Here is a 26,572-nt window from a genome sequence, read left to right on the forward strand (position 1 = left end):
CGTTGTTGTTGTCAGAAGCTGAAATCGACCTTGGTCCAGAAGGTCCTGCCTGGCTCGTTCACCGGCTGTGGGTCTGTAGCCGGGTAGCCGAACCCGGCATTCCCGGCCAGGTTCAGGTGCTCGGCGTAGGTCTTGTCGAACAGGTTGTCGACCCCTGCGCTGAGCTTGAGGTTGTGGTTCACCTTGTAGGCGCCGTTGAGCGAGAACACGCCGAAACCGCCGCTCTTGTCGAAGTCCTTGCCGACCACGTTGCCCTGGTTCTCGGCGACGCGGTTCTGCGCCGCTACCAAGCGCCACAGGGCGCCGGCGCTCCAGCTGTCACGGCTGTAGGTCAGGCCCAGGCGGCTTTCCAGCGGCGGCATCTGTGGCAGTGCCTTGCCATCGCTGCTGTTCTTGCCCCAGGCGTAGGCGAGGGTGGCATCGGCCTTCCAGCGCTCGCTGAGCTTGTAGGCCGCGCCCAGTTCGCCGCCCATGATGCGGGCGTCGATGTTCTGCGCCTGGGAAGTGCTCATGCCCATCATTGCGCTGCGGTAGTCGAACAGGATGTAGTCACGAATCTGGCCGACGTAGCCCGAGGCCCAGGCTTCCAGGCGCTCGTCGCGGTACTGGATGCCGAAGTCGAGCTGGGTGGTCTTCTCGGGCTTTATGCTGTCGAAGGCATTGACCGAGCCGGCCGGCCCCTGGTCCGCAGAGAACAGCTCCCAGTAGTCCGGGAAACGCTGGGCGTGGCCGAGGCCGATGTAGGTGGTAGCCGGCAGCGCTGCCAGGTCGTGCTCGTAACGGATGAAACCGCTGGGCAGCGTGTCGGCGCGGGTGTTGCCGTTGGTGGCGCTGTCGTCGCGAAAATCCCGGGCCGAGGCGCGGTCCAGGCGGGCGCCGGTGATCAGGCGATCTTCACCGGTGGCGTACCAGGTCAGTTCGCCGAATGCGCCGTAGTTATGGAAATCGGCATCCTTTTCCCAGGGTTTGTCCTTGTAGGTATCGATGCCCATGGCGCTGCGTGCGCGGTGTTCGTTGGTCTGCGCGTCGATGCCGCTGATCAGTTGTACGTCGGCCCAACGCCAGGTGGCCTTGATGCGTGCTCCCAAGGTGCGGCGATCGACGGCGGCGGCCATGGGGCCGGCCATCATGCCGGTGCCCGAGGGGGTACGCAGGCTGTAGTTGTCCATCACGTGGTCGGCGTAGTTGTAGTAGACCTGCGCCTCGACCTTGTCGAGCACTTCGCCGAGGTTGGACTTTTCAAAGCGCAGGCCCAGGCTTTCGCGCTTGAACTGCGCGCCATCCATGCCACGGCCGGCATAGCGTGCCTCGCCGTCCCCCTTGCCAGCGGTGAGTTCGAGCAGCGTGTCCTGGTCGGGCGTCCAGCCCAGGGCCACGTCGCCATTCCATTTCTCCCAGCGCGAAGGCACGGTGTCGCCGTTGCCATCGTCGTAATCGTCCGAGTGCGACTGGTTGCCGACAAAGCGCGCATAGCCCTGGCTGTTGCCAGCGGCAGCATCGAGCACTTTGTCGAAGCGACCATTGGAGCCGGCCAGCAGGCTGGCGTTGACCCGGCTGCCAAGGGTGCCGAAATGCTCCGGCTCACGCTCGAAGAGGATGGTGCCCGCCGAGCCGCCTGGCCCCCAGATCACGCTTTGCGGGCCTTTGATCACGGTCAGGCGGTCGTAGGTTTCCGGTGCGATGTAGGAGGTCGGGGCGTCCATGCGGTTAGGGCAGGCGCCGAGCATCACGCCGCCGTTGGTGAGAATGTTCAGGCGCGAGCCGAACATGCCGCGCAGCACCGGGTCGCCATTGGTGCCGCCGGCGCGGATCGCCGAGAAACCGGGGATGGTTTTCAGATAGTCGGCACCATCGCTGGCTGGTACCGGCTGGCGCGGGTCCTTGGGGTTGGTGACCACGGTCAGCGGCGAGCTTGGCGCAAGCGCGGTGATCACCGTAGGGCTCAGCTCGGCCTCCGGGCCTTCATGGCCAGGGTCGGCGGCCAGGGCCATGGGGGCGAGCAGCGAGCCGCACAGTGCGGCGAAGGTCCCTCGCAGGGACGGAGCTAAAACAGGGGTGCAGCCGGACATAGTGATTCCAGTCGATCAGTCATGAGTGTGCGCGAAGCCTCCAGGCTCCGTGCGATAGCGGTGGTGTCAGACGCTGATCGAAAGAGGTGGCGCGCGGCTGCGCGCACCGGGGAACACGGCCTGCCGGGCATGGCCCTGGCGCGTGGCTGCCGGGATGACGGTAGGGGGAATTGCGCTGGCGACGCTGAGCGGGCTGAGGGTTTGCGGCAAGGCGGGGCAGTTGAACAGCAGGCTGCAGTAGCCACACTTTTCCCACATCACATGCAGCTGGCCATCGTTACCGTGGCCGTGATGGGCATCGCTGCCATGGGCGTGAGCCGCAGGCATGGACATCGACATGTCCATCGGCATGCTCATGCCGGCGTGGTGGTCCATCGGCATCGACTGGGAAATCAGCGGGCCGATGAAGATCATCCACATGGCGAACAGGCTCAGCCAGCCGCCCCCGACGCGCCTGCGTTCAGGGCGGGGGGTACGGCTGAGGCTGTTGCGCGGCAGGCTCATGCTGGCGAGCGCCTGTCAGCGGGCGTCAGTGCGCGTGTTCGTGGGCCTGGGGCTGATCCGCCGGCGCCTGTTTCTGTACGGCCACGTCGACGGTGATGTCGCCGGCCTTCTCGAAGTGCAGGGTCAGCGGGAAGCGCTTGCCGTCGGCCAGCAGGCTGCGGTCCTTGGGCTGCATCAGCATCACGTGGTAGGCGCTGGGGGCAAAGATCAGGTCCTTGCCGGCGGGGACCGCCACGCTCTGCACCTGCTGCATCTTCATGGCACCGCTGGCGCTCATGGCATGTTCGTGCAGTTGCGCGTCATCGCTGATCGGGCTGTCGACGCTGAGCAGACGGTCATCGGCCTTGCCGTTGTTATGCACGACGAAATAGGCGGCGACGTTGGGTGCGTTGGGCGGCAGTTGCAATGACCACGGATGGGCGATGTGCAGGTCGCCCACGGTGTATTCGTGGGCATTGGCGTAGGCGCCAGGCAGCAGCAGGGCAGCCAGTACAAGAGCTTGCTTGAGCATGGTGAGTCTCCATCGGTTCAGGTTCAGGCAGACAGCGTGATGAACTCAGACCAGGGGAGAGGCACGGGGATTGAGCGCAGGCCATAGCTGGCGCGGCGTGGGCTGGTAGTCGATTAACGGCGGTGCATGCCCGGCCAGCAGCGTGGGCGGGTTGTGCAGCTGCGGCGGATACCCCGGCAGGGCCAGTAGCGGTGCGGCGCCCGAACAGCACCAGCAGTGCTGCATGTTGGAGTGCTGATCGCTTTGCGTGCCGAGGTCGATCTTGGCCAGGGCCTGGACATCGGCCTTGGCCTTGCCGGCCAGGTTGGAACAGAAAGCCCCCCACAGCAGCTGCTCGGCCGGGCCCTTGGGCGCGGCAGAAGACAGCGGCATGGCCAGCAGGTTGAACAGCACCGCAAGGCAGGCTATCCAGGCAATGTGCCGACGTGGGGGCATGGAGAGATCCGGTCAGGAATCGTGGGTGGTATTGTACGGCGGAGTATAGGAAAAAATGGCGGGGTGCGGTGAAGTGACGCAGGTGGAGTGACGGTGTGTCGCTCGAATGGGCATGACGGTGGAGTTTTGGTGTCTGTCAGATCGAGCGCCGCCCGCGCGGCGCATCGCGAGCTGCGCTCGCTCCTACGTTTGTTTCGGGCCAATTAATCCTGTGGGTTTTGCGCGCGAACGTTCTGGTGCATGGCGCGATTCGCGTCGTATCAACAAGGCGGTCGCGCGCGCCTGTCACAGGCATTACTGGCCCGAAACAAACGTAGGAGCGAGCGCAGCTCGCGATGCGCCGCGCGGGCGGCGCTCGATCTAAAATTCTGCAGAGCACCCAAGGCGTACACTGCAGGTCATCCCGCGCCTGCTGTTTCGGCTGATCGCGAGTGTTCATGCTCAAGCATCGCAACCAATGCGTCTGCAGTCTCGAATTCACGATCTACGCCAGGCAAAACCGGGCGTTTCAAAATCAGTACCGGAAGCCCAAGCTCTCGCGCCACTTCCAGCTTCGGTTCGGTTGCCATGCTACCGCTGTTCTTGCTGATCAGCACATCGATACCCCGCTCTGCAAGAAGCCTGCGTTCACCGTCGATGCAAAATGGTCCGCGTGCTCCGATGATCTCGCATCGTGAGTTACCAGGGTAAGACTCCAGTGCGCGCAAGGTCCAGAACTGCTCCGGCGGAATTTCCTCAAGGTGTTGCAGCGGTTCGCGCCCCAGGGTGAACAATGGCCGCCGAAACGGCTTGAGCGCTTCGATCAGCCCAGCCCAGTCCTCCACCTCGCGCCAGTCGTCCCCCGGCTGTGCTTGCCAGGCCGGGCGCCGCAGGGCCCAGCAGGGAATGCCGGCTGCCTGCGCGGCAGTGGCAGCGTTGCGGCTGATCTGCGCGGCATAGGGGTGGGTGGCGTCGATCAGCAGGGTGATGCCGGCTTCGCGCAGGTAAGCGGCCAGGCCGTGTGCGCCGCCATAGCCACCGACCCGCACCTGGCAGGTCAGGTCCTGCGGCACGCGGCCGATGCCGGCCAGGCTGTAGACATGCTCGGGGCCGAGCTGGCGGGCGATGGCCAAGGCTTCGCTGACCCCACCGAGCAGCAGGATGCGGTGGCTCATTGCACACCCGCCTTGCCGACGATGCCGCCCTGGCGGTCGATGGCGAACACTTCGACCTGCACCTGCGCCGGCACCACGCTGCGGGCAAAGGCCAGGGCATGGGCGCATACCGCGTCGCCCAGGGCAATGCCGGCGGCATGTGCCAGGGCCAGGGCTTGCTGGCTGGTGTTGGCGGCAATGATGGCCGCTTGCAGCTCGGCGTCGGCGCCGAGGTCTGCTGCCCAGCCGGCCAGCTGCGGCAGGTCGATGCTCGAGTGGCGGCTATGCAGGTCCATGTGCCCGGCAGCCAGTTTGCTGATCTTGCCGAAGCCACCGCACAGGGTCAGACGTGGCACTGGCACTTTGCGCACGTGCTTGAGCACTGCGCCAACGAAATCACCCATCTCGATCAGGGCGATCTCGGGCAGGTTGTAGACCCGGCGCATGGTGTCTTCGCTGGCGTTGCCGGTGCAGGCGGCGATATGGGTGTAGCCGTTGGTGTGGGCGACGTCGATGCCCTGATGGATCGAGGCGATATAGGCCGCGCAAGAGAAGGGCCGGACGATGCCGCTGGTGCCGAGGATCGACAACCCGCCGAGGATGCCCAGGCGCGGGTTCATGGTTTTCAGCGCCAGCGCCTCACCCCCTTGCACATTGACCGTGACCTCGAAGCCGCCCGGATAACCGCAGTCGTCGGCCAGCTGCTGCAAATGTTCGCTGATCATCCGCCGTGGCACGGGATTGATGGCCGGCTCACCCACGGCCAGCACCAGGCCGGGGCGGGTGACGGTACCGACGCCAAGGCCTGCGACGAAGCGTATGCCGGGTTGCTCCTGCAAGCGGATCTGGCTGTAGAGCAGGGCGCCGTGGGTGACGTCCGGGTCATCGCCGGCATCCTTGAGCGTGCCCGCTTCGGCGCGCTCGCCGATCAGGCGGCAGAACTCCAGGCGCATCTGCACCACCTTGCCCTTGGGCAGGGTGATGCTCACTGCGTCGTCGCACTGGCCGGTCAGCAGCAGCCGGGCAGCCGCGAGGCTGGTGGCGGTGGCGCAGCTGCCGGTGGTCAGGCCGCTGCGCAGGGGCGCGGGCTGTTCGCGGGTTTCTTCACGCATCGAGGGGTTTCACCACGTCGAGCAGAGTGATCGGCAACGCCTGGCGCCAGGTGTCGAAGGCACCCAATGGCTGGGCCTGGGCGACATGGATACGGGTCAGCTCGCCGCCATGCTGCTCGCGGAAATGCGCCAGGGCCAGTTCGCTTTGCAAGGTCACCGCATTGGCCACCAGCCGCCCGCCGGGGCGCAAGCGTTCCCAGCACAGGGGCAGCACGCCTTGGCGGGTGACGCCGCCGCCAATGAAAATGGCATCCGGGCGTTCCAGCTCGGCGAGGGCTTCGGGCGCCTTGCCACGAACCAGCTGCAAGCCGGGAACACCCAGGGCATCGCGGTTGTACTCGATAAAGCCCTGGCGGCCTTCGTCGGCTTCGATGGCCAGGGTGCGGCAAGCCGGGTGAGCGCGCATCCATTCGATGCCGATCGAGCCGCAACCGGCGCCCACGTCCCAGAGCAATTCGCCGGGCTGCGGCGCCAGGCGCGCCAGGGTAATGGCGCGCACGTCGCGCTTGGTCAACTGGCCGTCGTGGCGGAAGGCGCTGTCTGGCAGGCCGGGTACACGCGGCAGGCGCACGGCATCCAGGCTGGCCAGGCATTCGATGGCCACCAGGTTGAGGGCGGCTACTTCAGTGTCGGGCCAGTCTTCGGCGGTGCCTGTCAGTTGGCGCTCAGCGCTACCGCCGAGGTGTTCAAACACCCGCAGGCGACTTGGCCCGAAGCCGCGCTCGCACAGCAGCGCGGCGATGGCCGCAGGGCTATCGCCATCGTTGCTCAGCACCAGCAGGCGCTGGCCGCTGTACAGGTGGGCATTGAGCGCCGCCAGGGGGCGTGCGACCACCGATAGCACCTGCACGTCCTGCAGCGGCCAGCCCAGGCGGGCGGCGGCCAGGGCGCAGGAAGAAGGCATCGATAGCACCTGCATTTCTGCGGCCGGCACCTGCCGTGCCAGGCTGGCGCCGACGCCATAGAACATCGGGTCACCGCTGGCCAGCACGCAGACGGGCTCTCCGCGCAGGGCCAACACCGGGGCGAGGGAGAACGGGGTTGGCCAGTCCTGCCGCTGTGCGCCGATGCAGCGCGGCAACAGGGCCAGCTGGCGCGGGCTGCCGATGATCCGCGAGGCGCCCAGCAGGGCGCGCCGGGCCTGTTTGCCCAGGCCGCTGAAGCCGTCTTCGCCGATGCCTACTACTGTCAGCCAGGGAGTCATGTATTTCGTTCCGCCGTTTTTTGGGGCTGCTTCGCACCCCTTCGCGGCAAGCCCGCTGCCACAGGATTGCCACAGTCCTTGAGGCCTGTGCAGCACTTGTGGCAGCGGGCTTGCCCGCGAAGCAGGCGACGCGGTGCTGAATTTCTGCTCGATCGCTGTCGAAGCTCGACCACCGGCTTTTCATGCCGCCGGACAAAGCAGGCATAATACCGCGCCTTCTACACTCAAGCGCATTTTCAGCGATTGCCGGACACCCCTTTGACGCCAGCCAACACGCCCGCTGTAACACTCCGCCCCTCGGCCTGCCCGGGGTTGTGGCGCATCGTCGGCGCCCGGGACGGCGGTATCTGCCGGATCAAGCTGCCTGGCGGCCTGCTGCTGGCCGACCAGGCTGACGCGGTGGCGGCAGCGGCCGAGCGCTATGCCGGTGGGGTGATCGAGGCCACCAACCGCGGCAACCTGCAGATTCGCGGCATCGGTGATGACCACGCCGGCCTGGTCGGCTGCCTGCTGGCCGCTGGCCTCGGCCCGCGCGACGCCGCCAGTGACGATGTGCGCAACCTGATGCTCAGCCCCCTGGCCGGGCATGATCCGCAGATGTTGCTGGACGTGCGCCCGCTGGCCGAGCAGATCCTCGACCTGTTGCAAGGCACCCCGCGCTTTCATCAACTGTCGGCCAAGTTCGCCGTGCAGCTGGACGGTGGTGAAGGCGTGGCAATGCTCGAACACCCCCACGACCTGTGGCTCTCGGCATTGCGCCTGGAGCAGCGTGACTGGCTGGCATTCGGCCTGGCCAGCTGCCCGGCCGACGGCCAGGTGCTGGGCGCGGTGCCACTGGAGCAGGGGCTGGCGCTGGTGCGCGCGGTGCTCGATCGCTTCCTCGATCTGGCAAGCCCTGAACAGTCGCGCATGCGCCAGCTGCTCGAAGGCTGCCCGGTCGATGTCTTCATCAACGGCCTCGGGCTGCAGGTGCGCCGCGATGTGGCCGTGCTCGAGTGGCAGCGCGAAATCAGCCAAAGCCCATGGCTGGGGCCTGTGACTCAGCAGCAGGGCGTGGCCTTGGGCGTCGCACCTGCGCTGGGCCGGTTGTCACCCGCCATGTTGCGTGGGGCTGCCCAGGTGGCCCGCCAATGGGGCGACGGCAGCCTGCGCCTGAGCCCATGGCAAAGCCTGATGTTGACCAATATCGCCGCTGCCGGCCTTGAGCAGGCCCGTGCCGAGCTAGCGGCGCTGGGCCTGCTCTGCCAGGCCGATGAGCCTTTGGCGCGCGTGGTCGCCTGCACTGGCAGCAGTGGTTGCGCCAAGGCCCAGGCCGAGACCAAGGCCGATGCCGTCGAACTGGCGGCGCTGCTGGGCAGTGGCGCGCCCGGCAGTGTGCACCTGTCCGGCTGCCCGCGTTCCTGTGCCGTGGCCCATGTCGCCCCGGCCACCTTGCTGGCCCGTTCACCGGGCCGCTACGACCTGTATCTGCGTGACGCGCACCTACCGGGCCTGGGAGCCCTGCGCGCCACCGACCTTACCTTGAATGAAGCAGGCGCCATGCTCGCCCTGCCGACGGAGCACCTTGATGATTGACTACATCCGCGATGGTCAGGAGATCTATCGCAATTCCTTCCGGATCATCCGCGAGGAAGCCCGGCTCGAGCGGATTCCCGCAGACCTGGAAAAGCTCGCCGTGCGCGTGATCCATGCCTGCGGCATGGTCGAGGCCATCGACGGCCTGCAGTTCTCCGAAGGTGCCGGCCGCGCCGGTCGTGAGGCCTTGGCCAAGGGTGCGCCGATCCTCTGCGATGCGCACATGGTGGCCGAAGGCATTACCCGCGCGCGCCTGCCCGCCAACAACCCGGTGATCTGCACCCTGCGCGACCCGAGTGTGCCGGGCTTGGCCAAGGATGTCGGCAACACCCGCTCTGCCGTGGCTCTGGAGCTGTGGCGCCCTCATCTTGAAGGCAGCGTGGTGGTGATCGGCAATGCCCCGACCGCGCTGTTCTACCTGCTGGAGATGATCGATGCCGGTGCGCCCAAACCTGCCTTGATCCTCGGTTTCCCGGTCGGCTTCGTCGGTGCCGCCGAGTCCAAGGCGATGCTGGCCGCCGACAGCCGCGGTGTGCCGTTCGTGATCATGCAAGGCCGCCTGGGCGGCAGCGCGATGGCCGCTGCCGCGGTCAACGCCCTGGCCACGGAGGTGGAGTGATGGCGCGCGGACGTCTGCTGGGCCTGGGCGTAGGCCCCGGCGACCCTGAACTGATCACCGTCAAGGCACTGCGGCTGCTGCGCGAGGCGCCAGTGGTGGCGTATTTCGTGGCCAAGGGCAAGCGCGGCAACGCCTTTGGCATCATCGAGGCGCATCTGCAAGCCGAGCAGACCCTGCTGCCACTGGTGTACCCGGTGACCACCGAGGCACTGCCCGCGCCGCTGTCCTACGAGCAGGTGATCAGCGATTTCTACGATGAAGCGGCCGTACAGGTGGCCGAGCACCTGGATGCCGGCCGCGATGTGGCCGTGATATGCGAGGGTGACCCGTTCTTCTACGGCTCCTACATGTACCTGCACGACCGCCTCGCCCAGCAGCATCAGGCCGAAGTGGTTCCGGGCGTCTGTTCGATGCTCGGTGGTGCCTCGGTACTGGGCGCGCCGCTGGTGTATCGCAACCAGAGCCTGTCGGTACTGTCGGGCGTGCTGCCCGCCGAAGAGCTCAAGCGCCGGCTGGCAGACGCCGATGCGGCGGTGATCATGAAGCTTGGCCGCAACTTCCCCAAGGTTCGTCAGGTGCTGGGCGAACTAGGCCTGGACGGTCGTGCGCTGTACGTTGAGCGGGCGACCATGGCCAACCAGAAAATCGTGGCGCTGGACGCGGTCGACCCGCAGTCGTCGCCGTACTTCTCGCTGATCATCGTGCCGGGTGAAAAATGGCAGGGGTGAACATGCACAAGGCACCTGCGATCATCGTGCTTGGCGCTGGCAGCCTGGCCACTGCGCGACGCATCCAGCAGCATTATCCACAGGCGACGGTCCATGGACTGATGGGCCGGGTCGATCAGGCCGACCAGTATTACGACGCGTTCGGCGACACCCTGCGGGCGCTCTATCAGCAGGACACGCCGATCATCGCCCTGTGTGCTGCAGGCATCGTCATCCGCAGCCTGGCGAGCCTGCTCAGCGAGAAGGGCGCAGAGCCGCCTGTGCTGGCGGTGGCCGAGGACGGCAGCGCGGTTGTGCCGCTGCTCGGTGGGCTGAGTGGGGTCAATGTCATGGCCCGCGAGATCGGGGAGGCGCTGGGGGTGGCGGCGGCGATCACCACCAGTGGCGAACTGCGTTTTGGCACGTGCCTGTTGAACCCGCCAGAGGGCTATGCCCTGGCGGATATCGAACAGGGCAAGCGTTTCGTTTCCGACCTGTTGGCGGGCGAAACCGTGCGTATCGAGGGCGATGCTCCTTGGTTGGCGCATGCTCAACTGCCGGCCAGTGATACCGCCAAACGTACCATTCACGTGGGTTGTGATAGCCGACCGGCCAGCCGTGACGAACTGTTGATCCATCCCCGCTCGGTGGTGGTGGCGGTGGCTGCAGGTGGCCCCGATCTGGTAGACCGGATACGCGGCGCCCTGCGCGACGCGGGCATCGCCGAACGGTCTCTGGCCTGCCTGCTGGCTGCCGAGCAGCTCATGGCCGAAGCGTCCTTGCCGGAAGCTGCCAAGGTGCTTGGCATTGCACTGCGTTTTGCAGCCATGGACAGCACACCTGCGAACATGGCCGCCCAAGCGCTGCCGGGCGCGCAACTGATCGATCAGGCGGGCCTGGCAATTGCCGTGGCTTCGACGCCTGTCGACGCTGCACGTCTGGGCCGCAAGCGCGGTCGCCTGGCAGTCATCGGCCTTGGCCCTGGCGCTGCCGAGCTGATGGTGCCGGCGGTCAAAGCCGAGCTGGCAAGTGCCGAGGACATTCTCGGCTACGAAACCTACGTGCGCATGGCCGGCCCGTTCCGCGACGATCAGGTGCAACATTGCACCGACAATCGCGAAGAGATGCAGCGCGCGCGGCATGCCTTCGAACTCGCTGTCCAAGGGCGCTCGGTGGTGGTGGTATCGTCGGGGGACCCGGGGGTTTTCGCCATGGCCTCTGCAGTGCTGGAAGCCTTGCATGCCTCAAGCGACCCGGCCTGGCACAGTGTCGATCTGGAAATTCTGCCCGGTGTTTCGGCATCGCTGGCCACCGCCGCGCAGGCCGGTGCGCCGCTGGGGCATGACTTCTGCGTGATGTCTCTTTCAGACAACCTCAAGCCTTGGTCGGTCATCGAGCAACGCCTGGACCTGGCGGCTCAGGCTGACCTGGTGCTGGCGTTCTACAACCCGATTTCCCGGTCCCGCCCGTGGCAGTTGGGACGTGCCCTGGAAATCGTGCGCCAGCACCGCGGTGCCGATACACCTGTTGTCCTTGGCCGTGATATCGGTAGGCCCGGGCAGACGCTCAAGGTCGTCTCCTTGGCCGAGCTGGTACCGGAGATGGTCGACATGCGCACCATGGTCTTGCTGGGCTCTTCCACGACCTGCCAGTTCCCTAGGGCCGACGGCTCGCAGTGGGTGTACACGCCGCGCTGGTACCCCACTGCCAGTTGAGGCGCCGGGGAACCGGTTCACGCCTGCTATCCGGTCGTCTGCAGCATAGGGTGAAGGCCCCTCGACAATATCTGTCGGGGTCTTCCTGGAGCTTTGCAGATGACCGATCAGAACATTACTGGCGATAGCATCGCCGTTATTGAACAGTCCCTTCTGGCAATGAGCGCGGGTATGTCCGCCCAAGCCCGGCGCGATGCCAAGACCACCTTCCAGTTCGCCTCCCGCGTGGCGTCGAAGCAGCACGATCGCGATGGCGAGTCCGAGGCCTGGTTCAACGAGTTCCTGGAAGTCATGCGCACTTGCGGTTGGGTGGTGGGCAAGCGCTCCTTCGAACGTGACTACGACCAGAGCAGATCGCTGACCCTGGGCCCGGTCGCCTACAAGATCGCCAGTGCTGCAGGCAAGGCCTTGCTCGGTGGCCCGATTGGCGAGGCCATGTCGCAGCTGATAGGCAAAGGTATGGAAGCACTGGGCAACATCACCGAGGCCCAGGATATCTACAAGCAGAACATCAAGGGGCACCCTGTTTCGACCACCGGCCTGGGCGCCTGCTTCGAAACGCCCGAGGGCGAACTGTTCATGCTGGTGAACGCGTTCAGCGCTACGCCAGGGGAAAACGACCTGGAAACCACCGTGTTCGAATGGAAGAGCTCCAGCAAAGACCGTTACTGCGGTTCGGCCGTGCTGAGCTTCAACCAGATCGTCTACACCGATGAGGTGCGCGCGTCGATCGAAGGCAAGCTCATCGAAAAGGCTGTCAAGGCAGCCAGTGAATACGAAATCTGACACGGAAACGGGACCTCAGGGTCCCGTTTTTTCTATTTCGGTACTTGTCACGGAGATGCTTGGATGACTAAGGAAACCTATTCCTTGTGGCTCGTTGGCGGCACGGCATTATTGGTCGCCGAAACGGCATTGCCAGGCCAGCAGTATGTGCTGGACTCGTTGCTGTTCGCCCAGCTGCGTTCCGACAAACTCAACGGTTCACGTTTCTCAGACTACGCCGGCTGGTACAGCGGATACCGCGCCGCCATGATGGACCGTGGCTGGGTCTTCATCCGTAGCGGCAGTGATTACCAGCGCCTGGCCGAAGGGGCCCAACTGACCCCGGGTCTACTGCTCAAAGAGAGACTGCAGGCCCTTCACCCCACGCTCTCCGGTTACCTGCAGGCGGCCATTGCCAAGCTGTCGCAGGAGGAGGTCCAGCAACACTTGAGGCCCTTTACCGTCGCCAAAACCGAGAAAGCCTGTGCTCTCGTTCTCGAGTTGGGCGTGCTGCTTCCCGACGCGCCGATGACGCTGTGCGGGCTGGCTGTCGACAGTGGGCTGGCCGATGGGGTGGACCTGCGTGAGAGTGTCGTGGTGTTGGGGGATTCAGTGACGCAGGAGGTTCAGCAGCATTTGCATGCCTTGCTTGAAAAAAAGGACAGTGCCAGGGACATCAGGAACCTGGGCCCACTGATAGCGGAGGCTGACCATGGAGGCGCATGAAGCGGCAGTGGTGGGCGCCAGCCTGGTATCGTTCATCCCGGGCACCAGCAAGGCGCAGCGCGAGGCGGTGAAACTTGCCTCGCTGTGGGCCGAGACCGTGACCTTGTCGGATCTCGCGGATGCACCTGCCCAGGAGCAGTACAACTATTACCTGAACAAGCTGAAGTACCTGGGCTGGGATGCCAAGACGGCAGAGCAGGTGCACTGGCCCTCCCCCGAGCGGGTAGCCGTGGTCGAGCAGGTGCTGAGCAAGATTGGCGCTGTCGCAGGGGAGACCCACTCCACGCACATGGCCCTGGCCTTGAGCGCGCTGAAGAAGAGTGGGCCGCCATTGCTGCATTTCGAAAAGCGCAGTCAGGAGCGGGCGCAGTTTCAGCTGATGTCATGCGCCCCGGTAAGCGGCAATTACGTGGACATCGTCCTGTATCTCGAAGCGGGCGACAGTGCCGAGTTCACGGCCGGTTTCCTGTTCCGCGAGCGGCGTGACATGCGGGTTACCGCTGAGCTTGTACGCTTCAACACCCATTTGTTCGACCAGGAACGGCGCAGTGCGGTCGAGCGCGCGCTGGTAAAGATTACCCTCAAGGAAATTCACGAGATGGAAGTCTAGAGCACCAGATAACCTTTGATCCCGGTAAAGATGATCTGCGCCGCCAGGGCGCAGACGAACAGCCCCATCAAGCGGCTGACGATCTGCAGGCCCTGGTCACCGAGCAGTTTTTCGATGCCGTGCGAGAGGTACAGCACCAGGCCTACGGTGAAGCTGGCGAGGGCGATGCTGACGATGGCCAGCAACTTGTCGTCCCAGTGCGGTTGGCCCACGCCCATCACCAGCAGTGCACCGATGGTGCCGGGGCCCACCGTGAGCGGAATGGTCAGCGGCACGATGGTCACGTCCTGCTGCACGTTGTCGGCCTGCACCGCCGGCTTGCCTTGAGCCATGCCCAACGCCGAAATGAACAGCACGCTGCCGGCACCGATGCGGAAGGCATCGGCGGTGATGCCGAAGATGCCGAAGATCACCCGCCCGAACAGATAGAGCAGCACGCTGGCCACCAGTGCGGCGAAGGCCACCTTCCAGGCCAGCTGTTTGCGCTCCTTGCTGGAGTGGCCACGGGTCAGGCTGATGAAGCACGACAGCACGAAGAACGGGCTATAGAGCACCAGCATCTTCAGGTAGACACTGAACAACTCGTGGAGCATGGGGTCGCCCCTGGCAGGGAAAGTGAGGTGAAGTGTATCAGCAGCATCGAGGTTGTCGTCACCGGCCACTTCGCGGGCAAGTCGGGGCGCCGAACCAGGCGTCGCAGATCAGGAGGTGGGCGCAGGGTCAGCCTTGGCTTCGCGCTGATTGGCCCAATACTGGATCAACTCGCGCAACTGCGACAGCTCCACCGGCTTGGCCATGTGCCCGTCCATGCCGGCCAATCGCGCGCGTTCCTTGTGCTCTGCCAGTATATGCGCGGTGAGCGCCACCACTGGGGTGCGCTGGCGCTGGTTGGTGGTTTCCCAGGCTCGCAACTGCTGGGTCGCGGAGAAGCCGTCCAGTACTGGCATTTCGCAGTCCATCAGCACCAGGTCGTAACGCTGTGCCTTCATCGCCTGCAAGGCCTCCTCGCCGTTGCTGGCGGTATCGGGCTCCAGGTTGAGCTTGCCAAGCATGCCGCGGATGACCTTGGTCGAGATGCTGTTGTCTTCAGCCACCAGCACACGGAAGTCGCTCGGCAGCTCAAGCGTGGCTTGCGTGCCCGGTAGCGGCGCCGGGACCGCCTGCTCGTGACCGCGCTGGGCCAGTTCTTCGGCCAGGGTGGTCTTGAGCGTATAGCCGGCAACCGGCTTGGCGAGGATCCGTTTGACCCCGGCATTGCGCGCGATGACCTTGCTGGGCGCGTTGCTGATGCCGGTGAGCATCACCACCAGAATGTCGTGGTTCAGGCTCGGGTCTTCCTTGATCTTGGCCGCCAGCTGCATGCCGGTCATACCCGGCATGTTCTGGTCGAGCAACACCGCGTCGAAGTAGTCGCGCAGGTGCGCCTTGGTCCGCAGCAGGGCCAGGGCCTCTTTGCCGGACGGCACTGCGCTGACATTCATGCCCCAGGCGCTGCATTGCTGAACCAGCACCTTGCGACAGGTGTCGTTGTCGTCCACCACCAGCACACGGGCATCGCGCAATGGGCCGTCCAGGTCGGCCGGTGGCTGCTCCAGGCGTGACGGGTCGAGCGGCAAGGTCAGCCACAGGGTGTTGCCCATGCTGGTGCTGCTCTTGATGCCGAATTCGCCTTGCATCAGGCCGATCAGCTGCTTGGCGATGACCAGCCCGAGGTGGCCGCCGAGCTTGTTGCTGGAGAGGAAGTGGTGGCTGTGCAGTTCGGCCTGCAGCAAGGCTTCGCGCTCGGCAGCAGGCAGCGGCTCGCCACTGTCCTGCACGGCAATGCGCAGGCGCGGGATCTCGCCGCGCTGGTCCAGCGCCACCACCAGCAGGATCTCGCCCTGGGAGGTGTTTTTCAGGGCATTTTCCAGCAGGCTCGACAGTGCCTGGCGCAGGCGCGTCGGGTCGCCGCTGATGACCCGCGGCACCTGCGGCTGGGTGAAGCTGATCAGCTCGATGTTCTGCTGCTCGGCCTTGGCGCGGAAAATGTTCAGGCAGTCCTCGATCAGGGCGTTCAGGTCGAACTGCACGTCATCCAGTTCGATCTGCCGTGACTCGAGCTTGGAAATGTCGAGTATCTCGTTGATCAGCGTCAGCAGTTCGTTGCCGGCGCTGTGGATGGTCTGCACATAGTCGCGCTGCTTGACCGACAGCGGCGTGCCGAGCAGCAGCTCGGTCATGCCCAGCACTCCGTTCATAGGGGTGCGGATTTCGTGGCTGATCTTGGCCAGGAACTCTGCCTTGGCATTGATCTCGGCATCGCTGGCCGCCAGAGCACGGCTGGCGCTGAAGCGCTCTTCGCTGATGCGCCGCAGGCGCTCGCTGACGGCGAGGTTGAGCAGCAGGCCGCTGGCGACCGTCATGCCCAGGAGGATGCACAGCAGCCAAGGCGTCGAAGTGCGGGTCAGGCCAAGCAGGGCGGGCAGCAGCACCAGGCCGCCAAGGTTGAACACCAGCATGGCGATGCTGAACAGCCGCGCGGGCGCATAGCCCTTGTACCAGTGGTAGCTGCTGGCCAGCAGCATGGTCACGCTGCCGACGGCCAGCAAGGCATAGGTCATCAGGTTGAGCGGCAAGGTATCGACGAACAGCAGGACCAGCCCGCTGACCGCAGCGACCAGCATTTCGCCTTGCAGCAGGCGGTTGAGCCGTGGCGAGTTGCAGGGTGAGAAGAAATGCTGGGTGAAATACAGCCCCGACAGCCCGGCCAGTACCAGGGTCAGGTAGGCCGCCGGGGTTTGCGCGCTGTGCCACAGGTGCCACCACGGGCCGCTGAGGTTGAGCAGGATCAGGCCGCTGAGCAGCATCAGGCCGTGGTACAGGGCGAGATACAGGGTGGTGCTGGAGCGGGTGTAGAGAAAGCGGATCAGGTTGTGCAGGATGAGCATCACCAGGCCGCCGAACAGCATGCCGAACAGCAGTGGCTGGCTATGGTCGGAGGCGGCTAGCGCTGCGGGCTCCAGGCTTATCGCCGGGCGCAGTTGGTGCTCAGAGACCAGGCGCAGGTAGATGTCCAACGGGTGCTGGCTGTTGGGCAAGGGTAATACATGGTCGCTGCCACGCAGGGTGGGGCTGGCGTTGCCGGCCTGGCGCCCATGGTGCAGCTGGCGCAGCAGCCTGTCGCCATCCAGGGCGTAGAGGTCGAGGCGGGACAGGTCGGGGGCAAAGATGCGCAGCAGCTGCTCCTGGTCACCAGGTTCCAGGCGGTAGTGCAACCACAGGGCCTGCTCGGCCGGTGCGGCATCGAGCTCGCCAAGGGTGATCGGGCTGAATTGGCTGCGGTAGCGATCGGAGCGCACGTCGCTCAATTGCAGGTTGGCCTGTTCATCGAGCAGAACGGACCACCCTCCGCCCTGTTCGGCCGAAGCCGGCAACAGGCAGAACAAGGTCAGCAAGCTGACGATCAGAGCTGTGGCAATCCGAAGCCGACGCACTACGAGATCCCTTCCTAGCCGATGTGCCAGATACTAACTATGCGCGGCGCGCCAAGTCGAAGGCAAGGCCCCAGGGGGCCCTGTCGACAAGCCGGGTACCGCAGGCGCACAGTGATCTGGTGCGCTGCGGCAACCGGGTACAACTTACTGCTGGTGCTCACCGCGCTCGCGGGCGATGGCCCGGTAGCCGATGTCGGTGCGGTAGAAGCTGCCGTTCCAGCTCACTTCCTTGGCCAGACGGTAGGCTTGCTGCTGGGCATCGGCAACGCTGGCACCCATGGCGGTGGCGCAGAGCACGCGGCCGCCGTTGGTGACGACCTGGCCGTCTTTGAGCGAAGTACCGGCATGGAACACCTTGCCTTCGATCTTGGCCGCAGCATCCAGGCCGTTGATCACGTCGCCCTTGGCGTAGTCGCCCGGGTAACCGCCGGCAGCCAGCACCACGCCCAGGCTCGGGCGCGGGTCCCACTGTGCTTCGACCTTGTCCAGGGCCTTGGCGAATGCGGCTTCGACCAGCAGCACCAGGCTCGACTCCAGGCGCAGCATGACCGGCTGGGTCTCAGGGTCGCCGAAGCGGCAGTTGAATTCGATGACCTTGGGGTTGCCCGCCTTGTCGATCATCAGGCCGGCATACAGGAAGCCGGTGTAGACGTTGCCTTCCTCGGCCATGCCACGCACGGTCGGCCAGATTACCTGGTCCATCACGCGCTGGTGAACGTCCGGGGTGACCACCGGGGCAGGCGAGTAGGCGCCCATGCCGCCGGTGTTCGGACCGGTGTCCTGGTCGCCGACGCGCTTGTGGTCCTGGCTGGTGGCCATTGGCAGCACGTTGTGGCCGTCGACCATGACGATGAAGCTGGCTTCCTCGCCGTCGAGAAACTCTTCGATGACCACGCGCGAACCGGCCTCGCCGAAGGCGTTGCCAGCCAGCATGTCACGCACGGCGGCTTCGGCTTCTTCCAGGGTCATGGCGACGATCACGCCCTTGCCCGCAGCCAGGCCGTCGGCCTTGATCACGATCGGCGCGCCTTTTTCCTGCAGGTAGGCCAGGGCCGGCTCGATCTCGGTGAAGTTCTGGTAGTCGGCGGTCGGGATCTTGTGGCGTGCCAGGAAGTCCTTGGTGAAGGCCTTGGAACCTTCCAGCTGGGCCGCGCCCTTGGTCGGGCCGAAGCAGTCCAGGCCACGGCTGCGGAACAGGTCGACCACGCCGATCACCAGCGGCGCTTCCGGGCCGACGATGGTCAGGTCGACGTTCTTCTCGGCGAAGTCGGCCAGTTGCTCCAGGGCGCACACGTCGATGGCGACGTTCTCGCACTTGGCTTCGATGGCGGTGCCGGCGTTGCCTGGGGCAACGAAGACTTTCTCGACGCGTGGGTCCTGGGCGACTTTCCAGGCCAGGGCGTGCTCACGGCCGCCGCTGCCGATGATCAAAACTTTCATGTCAAAACCTCGATTCAAGTGGTCCCGAGGCTAGCACCGAACCTTGTGGGAGCGGGCTTGCCCGCGAATGCGGCGGTGAATGCACCATCGTATTCGCGAGCAAGCCCGCTCCCACAGGATCGCCGTTTGCCCGGGATCCGCGTAATTAGTGGCGGAAGTGGCGCATACCGGTGAACACCATGGCGATGCCGGCTTCATCAGCGGCAGCAATCACCTCGGCATCACGCATCGAACCACCCGGCTGGATCACGGCGCTGATACCCACTTTAGCCGCATTGTCGATGCCGTCACGGAACGGGAAGAACGCGTCCGACGCCATGACCGCGCCCTGTACCTGCAGGCCGGCATGCTCGGCCTTGATCGCGGCGATGCGGGCGGAGTTGACGCGGCTCATCTGGCCGGCGCCGACGCCGATGGTCTGGCGCTGCTTGGCGTAGACGATGGCGTTGGACTTGACGAACTTGGCCACTTTCCAGGCAAACACCAGGTCGTGGATCTCTTGTTCGGTCGGCGCACGCTTGGTGACGATCTTCAGGTCATCGGCGGTGATCATGCCGATATCGCGGCTCTGCACCAGCAGGCCACCGTTGACGCGCTTGAAGTCCCAACCGGCAGCGCGCTCGGCTGGCCACTCGCCGCATTCCAGCAGACGCACGTTCTGCTTGGCCGCCACCACGTCGCGGGCAGCCTGGGAGATTTTCGGCGCGATGATCACTTCGACGAACTGACGGTCGACGATGGCCTGGGCGGTTTCGCCGTCCAGTTCGCGGTTGAAGGCGATGATGCCGCCGAATGCCGACTCGGTGTCGGTGGCGTAGGCCAGGTCGTAGGCCTTGCGGATGCCGCCTTCGTCTTCAGGCACAACGGCCACGCCGCACGGGTTGGCGTGCTTGACGATGACGCAGGCCGGCTTGACGAAGCTCTTCACGCACTCCAGCGCGGCGTCGGTGTCGGCCACGTTGTTGAACGACAGTTCCTTGCCTTGCAGCTGAATGGCGGTGGAGATGCTGGCTTCGCCTTTCTTCGCTTCAACGTAGAACGCCGCGCTCTGGTGCGGGTTCTCGCCGTAGCGCATTTCCTGGGCCTTGACGAACTGGCTGTTGAAGGTGCGCGGGAATTCGCTGCGCGCGTCTGTGCTCAGGGTCTCTTTGGCCTGATCGATGGTGCCCATGTAGTTGGCGATCATGCCGTCGTAGGCAGCCGTGTGCTCGAACGCCTTGAGCATCAGGTCGAAGCGCTGGGCGTAAGTCAGGCCACCGGCCTTCAGGCTTTCCAGCACGCCGGCGTAGTCGCTGGCGTTGACCACGATGGCGACATCCTTGTGGTTCTTGGCAGCCGAACGGACCATGGTCGGGCCGCCGATGTCGATGTTCTCGATGGCGGTCGGCAGGTCACAGCCAGGCTTGGAAATGGTGGCTTCGAACGGGTACAGGTTGACTGCAACCAGGTCGATCGGCTTGATGCCGTGTTCGTTCATGATGGCGTCGTCGGTGCCGCGGCGGCCGAGGATGCCACCGTGGATCTTCGGGTGCAGGGTCTTGACCCGGCCATCCATCATTTCGGCGAAGCCAGTGTAGTCGGCCACTTCCACCGCGTTCACACCGTTGTCCTTGAGCAGCTTGTAGGTGCCGCCGGTGGACAGGATCTCGACACCGAGCTGTTGCAGCTCACGGGCGAATTCGAGGATACCGGTCTTGTCGGAGACGCTGATCAGGGCGCGGCGGACTGGCAGGCGGGTAGTCTGGTCGGTCATTTCGGGTTCCAATAACGCGGTGGAGTCAGCAAAAAAGGCGTCTCTTCGCAGAGGCCGCCTTTTCTGATTGGGATTCTGGCTTACAACAAGTCGTACTGCTTGAGCTTCTTGCGCAGGGTGCCACGGTTGAGCCCGAGCATCTCGCTGGCTTTGGTCTGGTTGCCCTTCACGTAATTCATCACGCTCTCGAGCAGGGGCGCCTCGACTTCGGAGAGCACCAGGTTGTACACGTCGGTGACGGTCGCGCCTTCCAGGTGTGCGAAGTAGTTGTGCAGCGCCTTCTCGACGCTGTCGCGAAGGGTCTGGCCCTCTTCGCTCGGCGTGTTGAGGTGCTGTTTGAGGTTGGCGTTGTCGCTCACGGGCGTTGTTCCACTCACTAATGTCTCGGTCATCATCGTCATGCGGCCACCCCTTGTCCGTCCTCTGTCTCAAGGCTCTGTCGACGTTCGCTGAAAAACTCGCGAACGTTGGCGCACTGCGCTTGTGTGTCTTCCAAAGCGTTGAACCGGGAGCGAAACTCCTTGCCGCCGGGTCGTGTTGCCAGGTACCAGCCCACGTGCTTGCGGGCGATACGTACGCCCATCACATCGCCATAGAAGGCATGCAGCGCGGCCAGGTGCTCCAGCAGGATGCGTTCCACTTCGTCCAACTGCGGGGCCGGCAAATGTTGGCCAGTCCCCAAAAAATGTTCGATCTCGCGAAAGATCCATGGCCGCCCCTGGGCAGCCCGGCCAATCAGCAAGCCGTCGACCCCGGTGGCGTCCAGCACCGCCCGGGCCTTTTCTGGCGAAGTGATATCGCCATTGGCAAAAACCGGAATCGACACCGCCTGCTTGATGGCAGCGATGGTGTCGTATTCGGCTTCGCCGGTGTACAGGTCGGCACGTGTGCGGCCATGCACCGCAAGCGCCTGAATGCCGGCCTGTTCGGCGATCTTCGCCACGTTCAGGCCGTTTTTGTTCGCCCGGTCCCAGCCGGTGCGGATTTTCAGCGTCACCGGCACGTCCACCGCGCCAACCACGGCGTGGAGGATTTCGGCGACCAGAGCTTCATCTCTCAATAAAGCAGAGCCTGCAGCTTTGTTGCAGACTTTTTTTGCCGGGCAGCCCATGTTGATATCGATGATCTGGGCGCCTGCCTCGACGTTGGCCCGCGCCGCCGCCGCCATCATCTGCGCATCACCACCGGCGATCTGCACCGAGCGCGGCTCGGGATCACCTTCATGGATGCGGCGCAGGCTGGACTTGCGGCTGTTCCACAGGCTCATGTCGCTGCTGACCATCTCCGACACCACCATGCCGGCGCCCAGGCGCTTGCAAAGTGTACGGAAAGGCTGGTCCGTGACCCCGGCCATGGGCGCGAGGATCAGGTTGTTGCGTAGTGTGTATGGGCCGATGCGTACCGCCGACATAGGTGTTCCCTGTTGTGGGGCCGAATCATTGGAGTCCGAAAAAGGGTTGGCATGATACCCGCTCTCGGTGACCGGATAAAGAAGGATTTGGATAAATTCTGTACAGCTGTCGGCTTATGACATTTGCTTCGGTAGGCGCACCCCCTCTGGGAGCAGGCTTGCCCGCGAGCACACGCGATGCCCTTGCCATCCACAGCGTTGGCGATTACTCGGGGGAGCGGAAGCTGAGGCTGTAGTTCACGGCCTTGGGGCCCGGGTCGAGAATATCCAGGGCGATGTGGATCGGCGTCTGGCTGGGCATTTCGCCGCGCCCGGCCAGTTCGCCCGACAGGTACTCGCTGGGCTTGAACCGACGGCTGGCGATCAGTTGGCCATTGAGGTCGGCAAACCGCAGCTCCAGCAACGGGAACGGCTGGGCGAACGGGGCGCGGTTGTAGATGATCGCGTCGACGATCAGCGCGCCCTTGAAGTCCGGGTGGCTACGTACCACCAGGTTGCTGCTCTTGATCCGGCCGATATCGACGCGGGTCGGCACTTCGCAGCCGAGCATCGGGCACAGCTGCAGGAAGATCGGCCGGTACTGGTCCTGGCGGGCCATTTCGTCGAAGTGGAACCACACGTACTGGAAGGCCAGCAAGCCAGCGGCCAGCAGGCTCAGGAAGCCCCACAGCAGGCGCTTGCCCCAGTTGGGCCGGGGTTTCTCCCAGCCCAACTGCAGCGGGTCGTCGACCACGTCGACCAGCGGCTCCTTGCGTGACGGGCGCTCAGGCTTGGCGCCGAAGCCGGGCTCCAGTCGCTCGCCGGGCAGCGGCTCGAGCGGGTCGTCGTCGCGAGCTGACAAATGGAGGTCAGCGTCGTCGTCGTCACGGGCGCTCAGGCCCTTTTCGTGAACAACATCGTCATCGTGTTCGTCGAACCGTTGCTGGGGCTCTGGCTCGGCAGCGCGTTGCGCAGGCGGTTCGTCGTCGAGATCCAGATCCAGGTTGCCACCGAGGGTCGGCTCGGTGCGATCACCCGGCTCCGGCGCCAGTGGCTGCTCGTCCAGCAGCACCGGTGCCGGGTCATCGGCCGCGAGCGGTTCATGGCGGTCGTCGGTGGCGGTGCCGAACAGTTCATCGCCATGCTCATCGGCAGCCGGCTCGTCACGACGGGCCTGCAGCGCGGTGGGTTTGGCATCCGGGTGGGGTTCGGCAGGTTCGCCACGGCGTTCGAGGCGGGCGAGTTCCTGGTCCAGGTCGAGTTCATCCAGGGCCTGGGCGGTGATGGCCCAGTCCTCTTTCTCGACCGGCGGTGGCTCGCTGGCGACCGGCTCAGGTGCAGCGACCGGCTCGACCACCGCTGGCGGTGGTGCGACGGGGGCGATGCTGGCCCCGGCACGGTTCTGCTCCAGCAACTGTTTGGCCGCATTGAACACTTGCAGGCAGTGGCCGCAGCGCACGACGCCGCGAGCCACGCTCAACTGGTGATGGGTGACGCGAAAGCTGGTCTGGCAATGCGGGCACTGGGTGACGAAACTGTCGGTCATGCGGCAATCCGGGAGCTGTGCAGAGAACTATTCTAGGCCCGCTTAGCGGCGCCGACCACTGATGCGCACCCAGCCGTCGCGTACGACGATCGGGTCCAGGTCGAAGTCGGCGGCATAGGCGGCAGCCACTTCCTCACCTTGTTCGGCGAGGATGCCCGACAGGGCCAGCAGGCCACCTGGGCGGACCAGGCCGGACAGCTGCGGCGCCAGCGAAACCAGTGGGCCAGCAAGGATGTTGGCGACCAGCACGTCGGCCTGCATGGCCGGCATGTGCTCGGGCAGGTACAGCGCCAGCTTGTCGTCGGCGATGCCGTTGCGCTGGGCGTTGTCACGCGACGCTTCGATGGCCTGCACGTCGATGTCGGTACCCACGGCCTCGCGAGCGCCCAGCAGCAGGGCGGCGATGGCGAGAATGCCCGAGCCGCAGCCGAAGTCCAGCACCTGGGTGCCTTGCAGCTGCTGGCCGTCGAGCCATTCCAGGCACAGTGCGGTGGTCGGGTGGGTGCCGGTGCCGAAGGCCAGGCCTGGGTCGAGCAGCAGGTTGACCGCGTCCTGTTCCGGGGCCTCGTGCCAGCTCGGCACGATCCACAGGCGCTGGCCAAAGCGCATCGGCTGGAAACCGTCCATCCAGCTGCGTTCCCAGTCCTGGTCCTCGATCACCTCGGCCTGGTGCTCGGGCAACTCGGCGCCGGTCAGCAATTGCAGGTGGGCGAACACCGCTTCAGGCTCGGCGTCGGCTTCGAACAGTGCCAGCAAGTGAGTATGCGACCACAGCGGGGTGGTGTTGAGGTCGGGTTCGAAGATCGGCTGGTCTTCGGCGTCCATGAACGTGACCGATACGGCGCCGACTTCGAGCAGGGCGTCTTCGTAGGTTTCGGCTTGTTCCGGGCTGATGGCCAGGCGTACTTGCAGCCAAGGCATGGCGGGCACCTTTGGTAAATCGACAGGGGCAGCCCGAGGCTGCGAGAAGCCTGGCAGTTTACGCGAGTGCGGGGTGTTTGTAGAGCAGGGGCGGCAGACCGCTTCGCGTTCTTCGCGGGCAAGCCCGCTCCCACAGGATAAGTGCCGCATTCGAAGGCGGTGCAGTACCAGTGGGAGCGGGCTTGCCCGCGAAGAGGCCGAAACAGACAGCCGAAGAGGTCAGTGCCTGCTCAGGAACTCCAGCACCCGCTGGTTCACCTGCTCCGCCGCCTCCATCTGCACCATGTGCCCGACCCCAGGCACCAGCAGCACCTCGGCCTCAAGCCCGTTGGCATGCGCCGCCGGAATGATCGCGTCCGCGGCCCCCCAGATCACCAGCGCCGGGTGCTGCCCCAGCACCCCGCGCAAGTCATGCCGCTGGCGGTCACCGTCGGCCAGCGCCGACCCCAGTTGGCGCAAGGCTTGCTCCACGCCTTCCAGGCGCTTGAACTTGAGCATGTCCTCGAGCATTTGCCGGGTCACCAGCCCCGGGTCGGCGAACAGCTGCACCATCTGCGGCTTCAGCGCGTTGCGGTTGGCCGCGGCGACGAAGCCTTGCAGGTACTGGCCATTGATTGTCTCGCCCAGCCCGGCGCTGGCCACCAGGCACAGGCTCGCCACCCGCTGTGGCGCCAGGCGCGCCACGTTCAGGCAGACCGCGCCACCCATGGAGTGCCCGGCCAGGTGGGCCTTGGCGATGCCCAGATGGTCGAGCAGGGCCAGCACGGTGTCGCTCAGTTCATCCAGGTCACCTTTGTCCAGGGCCTTGGCCGACTCGCCATGCCCCGGCAGGTCCAGGGCGACGACCCGTCGCTCGGCCGCCAGTGCCGGGTGGTTGAACAGCCAGTTGTTGAGATCGCCGCCAAAGCCGTGCACCAGCACCAGCGGCGTGCCACCGTCACCCAGTTCGAACCAGCGCAGCAGGCGCCCGGCCACCTCGGCTTTCTGTGGTGCTGGCCCCTGGGCCTGGTCGGCGCTGCCCTGGGCGACGAACTCGGCCTGGAAGCGTTGCACCACGGCGTCGATTTCTGCCTCTTCGGCTTCACCCTCCACCACCACCGCCAGCAGCGCACCGACCGGCAGGGTTTCGTCGGGGCGGGCCACCTGGCGGCGCAGCACGCCACTGAATGGCGCCTCGACACTGCTGCTGATCTTGTCAGTCTCGACGTCCAGCACTTCGTCGCCCTTGCTGATTTCATCCCCCTCTTGCTTGAGCCAGGCATCGACCCGGCCCTCGGTCATCGACAGGCCCCACTTGGGCATGGTCAGGGTATGGATCTGGCTCATGCGGCACTCCTTGCAGCTTCGATCACCTTGCGCACGGCTGCTTCGATTTTCGCCGCGTCAGGGATGTACAGGTCTTCCAGGGCATCGGAGAACGGCACCGGGGTGTGCGGCGCGGTAACCATCTCGATCGGGCCCTTGAGCGCGGCGAAGGCCTTTTGCGCGACCAGTGCGCTGATGTCGGTGGCCATCGAGCAGCGCGGGTTGGCTTCGTCGATCACCACCAGGCGGCCGGTCTTCTCCACGCTTTCGAGGATGCTGGCCTCGTCCAGCGGGCTGGTGGTGCGCAGGTCCAGCACTTCGCAGTCGATGCCCTGGCGGGCCAGGTTGCTGGCGGCTTGCATGGCCACGTGGACCATGCGGCCGTAGGTCACCAGGGTCACGTCGTCGCCGTCACGCAGGAAGTTGGCCTCGCCAAATGGCACGGTATAGACCTCTTCCGGTACCTCGCCCTGCAGGCTGTAGAGCAGCTTGTGCTCGCAGAAGATCACCGGGTCATTGTCACGGATCGCCTGGATCAGCAGGCCCTTGGCGTCATACGGCGAGGACGGGCAGACCACCTTCAGGCCGGGGATGTGGGTCCATAGCGACGTGAGCATCTGCGAGTGCTGGGCGGCAGCGCGCAGGCCGGCGCCGTACATGGTGCGCATCACCAGCGGGGTGACCGCCTTGCCGCCGAACATGTAGCGGAACTTGGCGGCCTGGTTGAGGATCTGGTCCAGGCAGCAGCCGGCGAAATCGACGAACATCAGCTCGCACACCGGGCGCAGGCCTTGGGTGGCGGCACCGACTGCGGCACCGACGTAGCCGATTTCCGACAGCGGCGCATCGAGCACGCGCCCCGGGAACTGGTGATACAAGCCTTTGGTGACACCGAGCACGCCACCCCAGGCATCCTCTTCGCCTGGGGCGCCCGCGCCACCGGCAACGTCTTCACCAATGATGAACACGCTGCTGTCGCGGCGCATTTCCTGGGCCAGGGCTTCGTTGATGGCCTGCTGATAGCTGATTTTTCTAGCCATGGTGGTTCTCCTGTTGTTC

24 protein-coding genes are annotated in these 26,572 nt (G+C 65.1%); 7 read left to right on the forward strand and 17 right to left on the reverse strand.

Annotated elements, in window-relative coordinates; all coding sequences use genetic code 11:
- Positions 1 to 11: 11 nt before the first annotated feature.
- The 7 genes from OCX61_RS02760 to cbiE form a co-directional block, all read right to left on the reverse strand.
- Complete coding sequence (locus tag OCX61_RS02760; protein WP_261942512.1) at positions 12 to 2,069, reverse strand: TonB-dependent copper receptor; 2,058 nt, start codon at positions 2,067 to 2,069, stop codon at positions 12 to 14.
- Between the two features lie 66 nt (positions 2,070 to 2,135).
- Complete coding sequence (locus OCX61_RS02765; RefSeq protein WP_261942513.1) at positions 2,136 to 2,573, reverse strand: DUF2946 domain-containing protein; 438 nt, start codon at positions 2,571 to 2,573, stop codon at positions 2,136 to 2,138.
- Between the two features lie 25 nt (positions 2,574 to 2,598).
- A complete protein-coding gene (locus OCX61_RS02770; protein ID WP_261942514.1) occupies positions 2,599 to 3,084 on the reverse strand; it encodes a copper chaperone PCu(A)C in 486 nt (161 codons plus the stop codon).
- Between the two features lie 45 nt (positions 3,085 to 3,129).
- Complete coding sequence (locus OCX61_RS02775) at positions 3,130 to 3,519, reverse strand: DUF2946 domain-containing protein (protein WP_261942515.1); 390 nt, start codon at positions 3,517 to 3,519, stop codon at positions 3,130 to 3,132.
- Between the two features lie 398 nt (positions 3,520 to 3,917).
- Entirely contained in the window at positions 3,918 to 4,673 is a 756-nt protein-coding gene (locus OCX61_RS02780) for a cobalt-precorrin-6A reductase (protein WP_261942516.1), read from the reverse strand.
- Positions 4,670 to 5,764, reverse strand: a complete 1,095-nt coding sequence (locus OCX61_RS02785) for a cobalt-precorrin-5B (C(1))-methyltransferase (RefSeq protein ID WP_261942517.1) — start codon at positions 5,762 to 5,764, stop codon at positions 4,670 to 4,672. The genes OCX61_RS02780 and OCX61_RS02785 overlap by 4 nt, the downstream gene beginning before the upstream one ends.
- Entirely contained in the window at positions 5,757 to 6,968 is a 1,212-nt protein-coding gene (gene cbiE, locus OCX61_RS02790; RefSeq protein ID WP_261942518.1) for a precorrin-6y C5,15-methyltransferase (decarboxylating) subunit CbiE, read from the reverse strand. Before cbiE ends, OCX61_RS02785 begins: the two co-directional genes overlap by 8 nt.
- Positions 6,969 to 7,211: 243 nt before the next feature.
- Here cbiE and cobG point away from each other — a divergent pair, with 243 nt between their 5' ends.
- The 7 genes from cobG (at position 7,212) to OCX61_RS02825 (ending at position 13,685) form a co-directional block, all read left to right on the forward strand.
- Positions 7,212 to 8,543, forward strand: a complete 1,332-nt coding sequence (gene cobG, locus OCX61_RS02795; protein ID WP_315973265.1) for a precorrin-3B synthase — start codon at positions 7,212 to 7,214, stop codon at positions 8,541 to 8,543.
- Positions 8,536 to 9,162, forward strand: a complete 627-nt coding sequence (locus OCX61_RS02800; protein WP_261942520.1) for a precorrin-8X methylmutase — start codon at positions 8,536 to 8,538, stop codon at positions 9,160 to 9,162. Before cobG ends, OCX61_RS02800 begins: the two co-directional genes overlap by 8 nt.
- Positions 9,162 to 9,890 (forward strand): precorrin-2 C(20)-methyltransferase, encoded by a 729-nt coding sequence (locus OCX61_RS02805; protein ID WP_409260615.1) that lies wholly within the window; start codon positions 9,162 to 9,164, stop codon positions 9,888 to 9,890. The genes OCX61_RS02800 and OCX61_RS02805 overlap by 1 nt, the downstream gene beginning before the upstream one ends.
- A 2-nt stretch (positions 9,891 to 9,892) precedes the next feature.
- Positions 9,893 to 11,584 carry a precorrin-3B C(17)-methyltransferase gene (gene cobJ, locus OCX61_RS02810; RefSeq protein WP_261942522.1) on the forward strand — a complete coding sequence of 564 codons (1,692 nt, stop codon included), beginning with the start codon at positions 9,893 to 9,895 and terminating at the stop codon, positions 11,582 to 11,584.
- A gap of 171 nt (positions 11,585 to 11,755) precedes the next feature.
- The gene (locus OCX61_RS02815) at positions 11,756 to 12,370 is read left to right on the forward strand and encodes a hypothetical protein (RefSeq protein ID WP_261942523.1); all 615 of its coding nucleotides are present in this window, start codon (positions 11,756 to 11,758) and stop codon (positions 12,368 to 12,370) included.
- A 63-nt stretch (positions 12,371 to 12,433) separates the two neighbouring features.
- On the forward strand, positions 12,434 to 13,075 hold the full coding sequence (locus OCX61_RS02820; protein ID WP_261942524.1) for a hypothetical protein: 642 nt from the start codon (positions 12,434 to 12,436) through the stop codon (positions 13,073 to 13,075).
- Positions 13,062 to 13,685 carry a hypothetical protein gene (locus tag OCX61_RS02825; protein ID WP_261942525.1) on the forward strand — a complete coding sequence of 208 codons (624 nt, stop codon included), beginning with the start codon at positions 13,062 to 13,064 and terminating at the stop codon, positions 13,683 to 13,685. The genes OCX61_RS02820 and OCX61_RS02825 overlap by 14 nt, the downstream gene beginning before the upstream one ends.
- Here OCX61_RS02825 and tspR read toward each other — a convergent pair.
- The 10 genes from tspR to OCX61_RS02875 form a co-directional block, all read right to left on the reverse strand.
- Positions 13,682 to 14,278, reverse strand: coding sequence for a type III secretion system genes modulator TspR (gene tspR / locus OCX61_RS02830; protein ID WP_261942526.1), 597 nt, complete (start codon positions 14,276 to 14,278; stop codon positions 13,682 to 13,684). The two genes, OCX61_RS02825 and tspR, sit on opposite strands and share 4 nt — an antisense overlap.
- 108 nt (positions 14,279 to 14,386) lie before the next feature.
- A complete protein-coding gene (locus tag OCX61_RS02835) occupies positions 14,387 to 17,158 on the reverse strand; it encodes a hybrid sensor histidine kinase/response regulator (RefSeq protein WP_261942527.1) in 2,772 nt (923 codons plus the stop codon).
- Positions 17,159 to 17,302: 144 nt separating this feature from the next.
- Positions 17,303 to 18,598: a phosphoribosylamine--glycine ligase gene (gene purD, locus OCX61_RS02840; RefSeq protein ID WP_027920809.1), complete on the reverse strand. Its 1,296-nt coding sequence runs from the start codon at positions 18,596 to 18,598 to the stop codon at positions 17,303 to 17,305.
- 145 nt (positions 18,599 to 18,743) lie between these two features.
- On the reverse strand, positions 18,744 to 20,351 hold the full coding sequence (purH, locus tag OCX61_RS02845; RefSeq protein ID WP_261942528.1) for a bifunctional phosphoribosylaminoimidazolecarboxamide formyltransferase/IMP cyclohydrolase: 1,608 nt from the start codon (positions 20,349 to 20,351) through the stop codon (positions 18,744 to 18,746).
- Between the two features lie 80 nt (positions 20,352 to 20,431).
- Entirely contained in the window at positions 20,432 to 20,752 is a 321-nt protein-coding gene (gene fis / locus OCX61_RS02850; protein WP_008093076.1) for a DNA-binding transcriptional regulator Fis, read from the reverse strand.
- Positions 20,749 to 21,762: a tRNA dihydrouridine synthase DusB gene (dusB, locus tag OCX61_RS02855; protein WP_261942529.1), complete on the reverse strand. Its 1,014-nt coding sequence runs from the start codon at positions 21,760 to 21,762 to the stop codon at positions 20,749 to 20,751. Before dusB ends, fis begins: the two co-directional genes overlap by 4 nt.
- A gap of 205 nt (positions 21,763 to 21,967) precedes the next feature.
- The gene (locus tag OCX61_RS02860; RefSeq protein WP_261942530.1) at positions 21,968 to 23,287 is read right to left on the reverse strand and encodes a DUF3426 domain-containing protein; all 1,320 of its coding nucleotides are present in this window, start codon (positions 23,285 to 23,287) and stop codon (positions 21,968 to 21,970) included.
- Between the two features lie 42 nt (positions 23,288 to 23,329).
- Entirely contained in the window at positions 23,330 to 24,208 is an 879-nt protein-coding gene (gene prmA / locus OCX61_RS02865) for a 50S ribosomal protein L11 methyltransferase (protein ID WP_261942531.1), read from the reverse strand.
- 219 nt (positions 24,209 to 24,427) lie between these two features.
- On the reverse strand, positions 24,428 to 25,534 hold the full coding sequence (locus OCX61_RS02870; protein WP_261942532.1) for an acetoin dehydrogenase dihydrolipoyllysine-residue acetyltransferase subunit: 1,107 nt from the start codon (positions 25,532 to 25,534) through the stop codon (positions 24,428 to 24,430).
- Positions 25,531 to 26,553: an alpha-ketoacid dehydrogenase subunit beta gene (locus tag OCX61_RS02875; protein ID WP_261942533.1), complete on the reverse strand. Its 1,023-nt coding sequence runs from the start codon at positions 26,551 to 26,553 to the stop codon at positions 25,531 to 25,533. The genes OCX61_RS02870 and OCX61_RS02875 overlap by 4 nt, the downstream gene beginning before the upstream one ends.
- Positions 26,554 to 26,572: the final 19 nt, after the last annotated feature.

It is taken from the genome of Pseudomonas sp. LRP2-20, assembly GCF_024349685.1.
In the GTDB taxonomy this organism is placed as follows: domain Bacteria; phylum Pseudomonadota; class Gammaproteobacteria; order Pseudomonadales; family Pseudomonadaceae; genus Aquipseudomonas.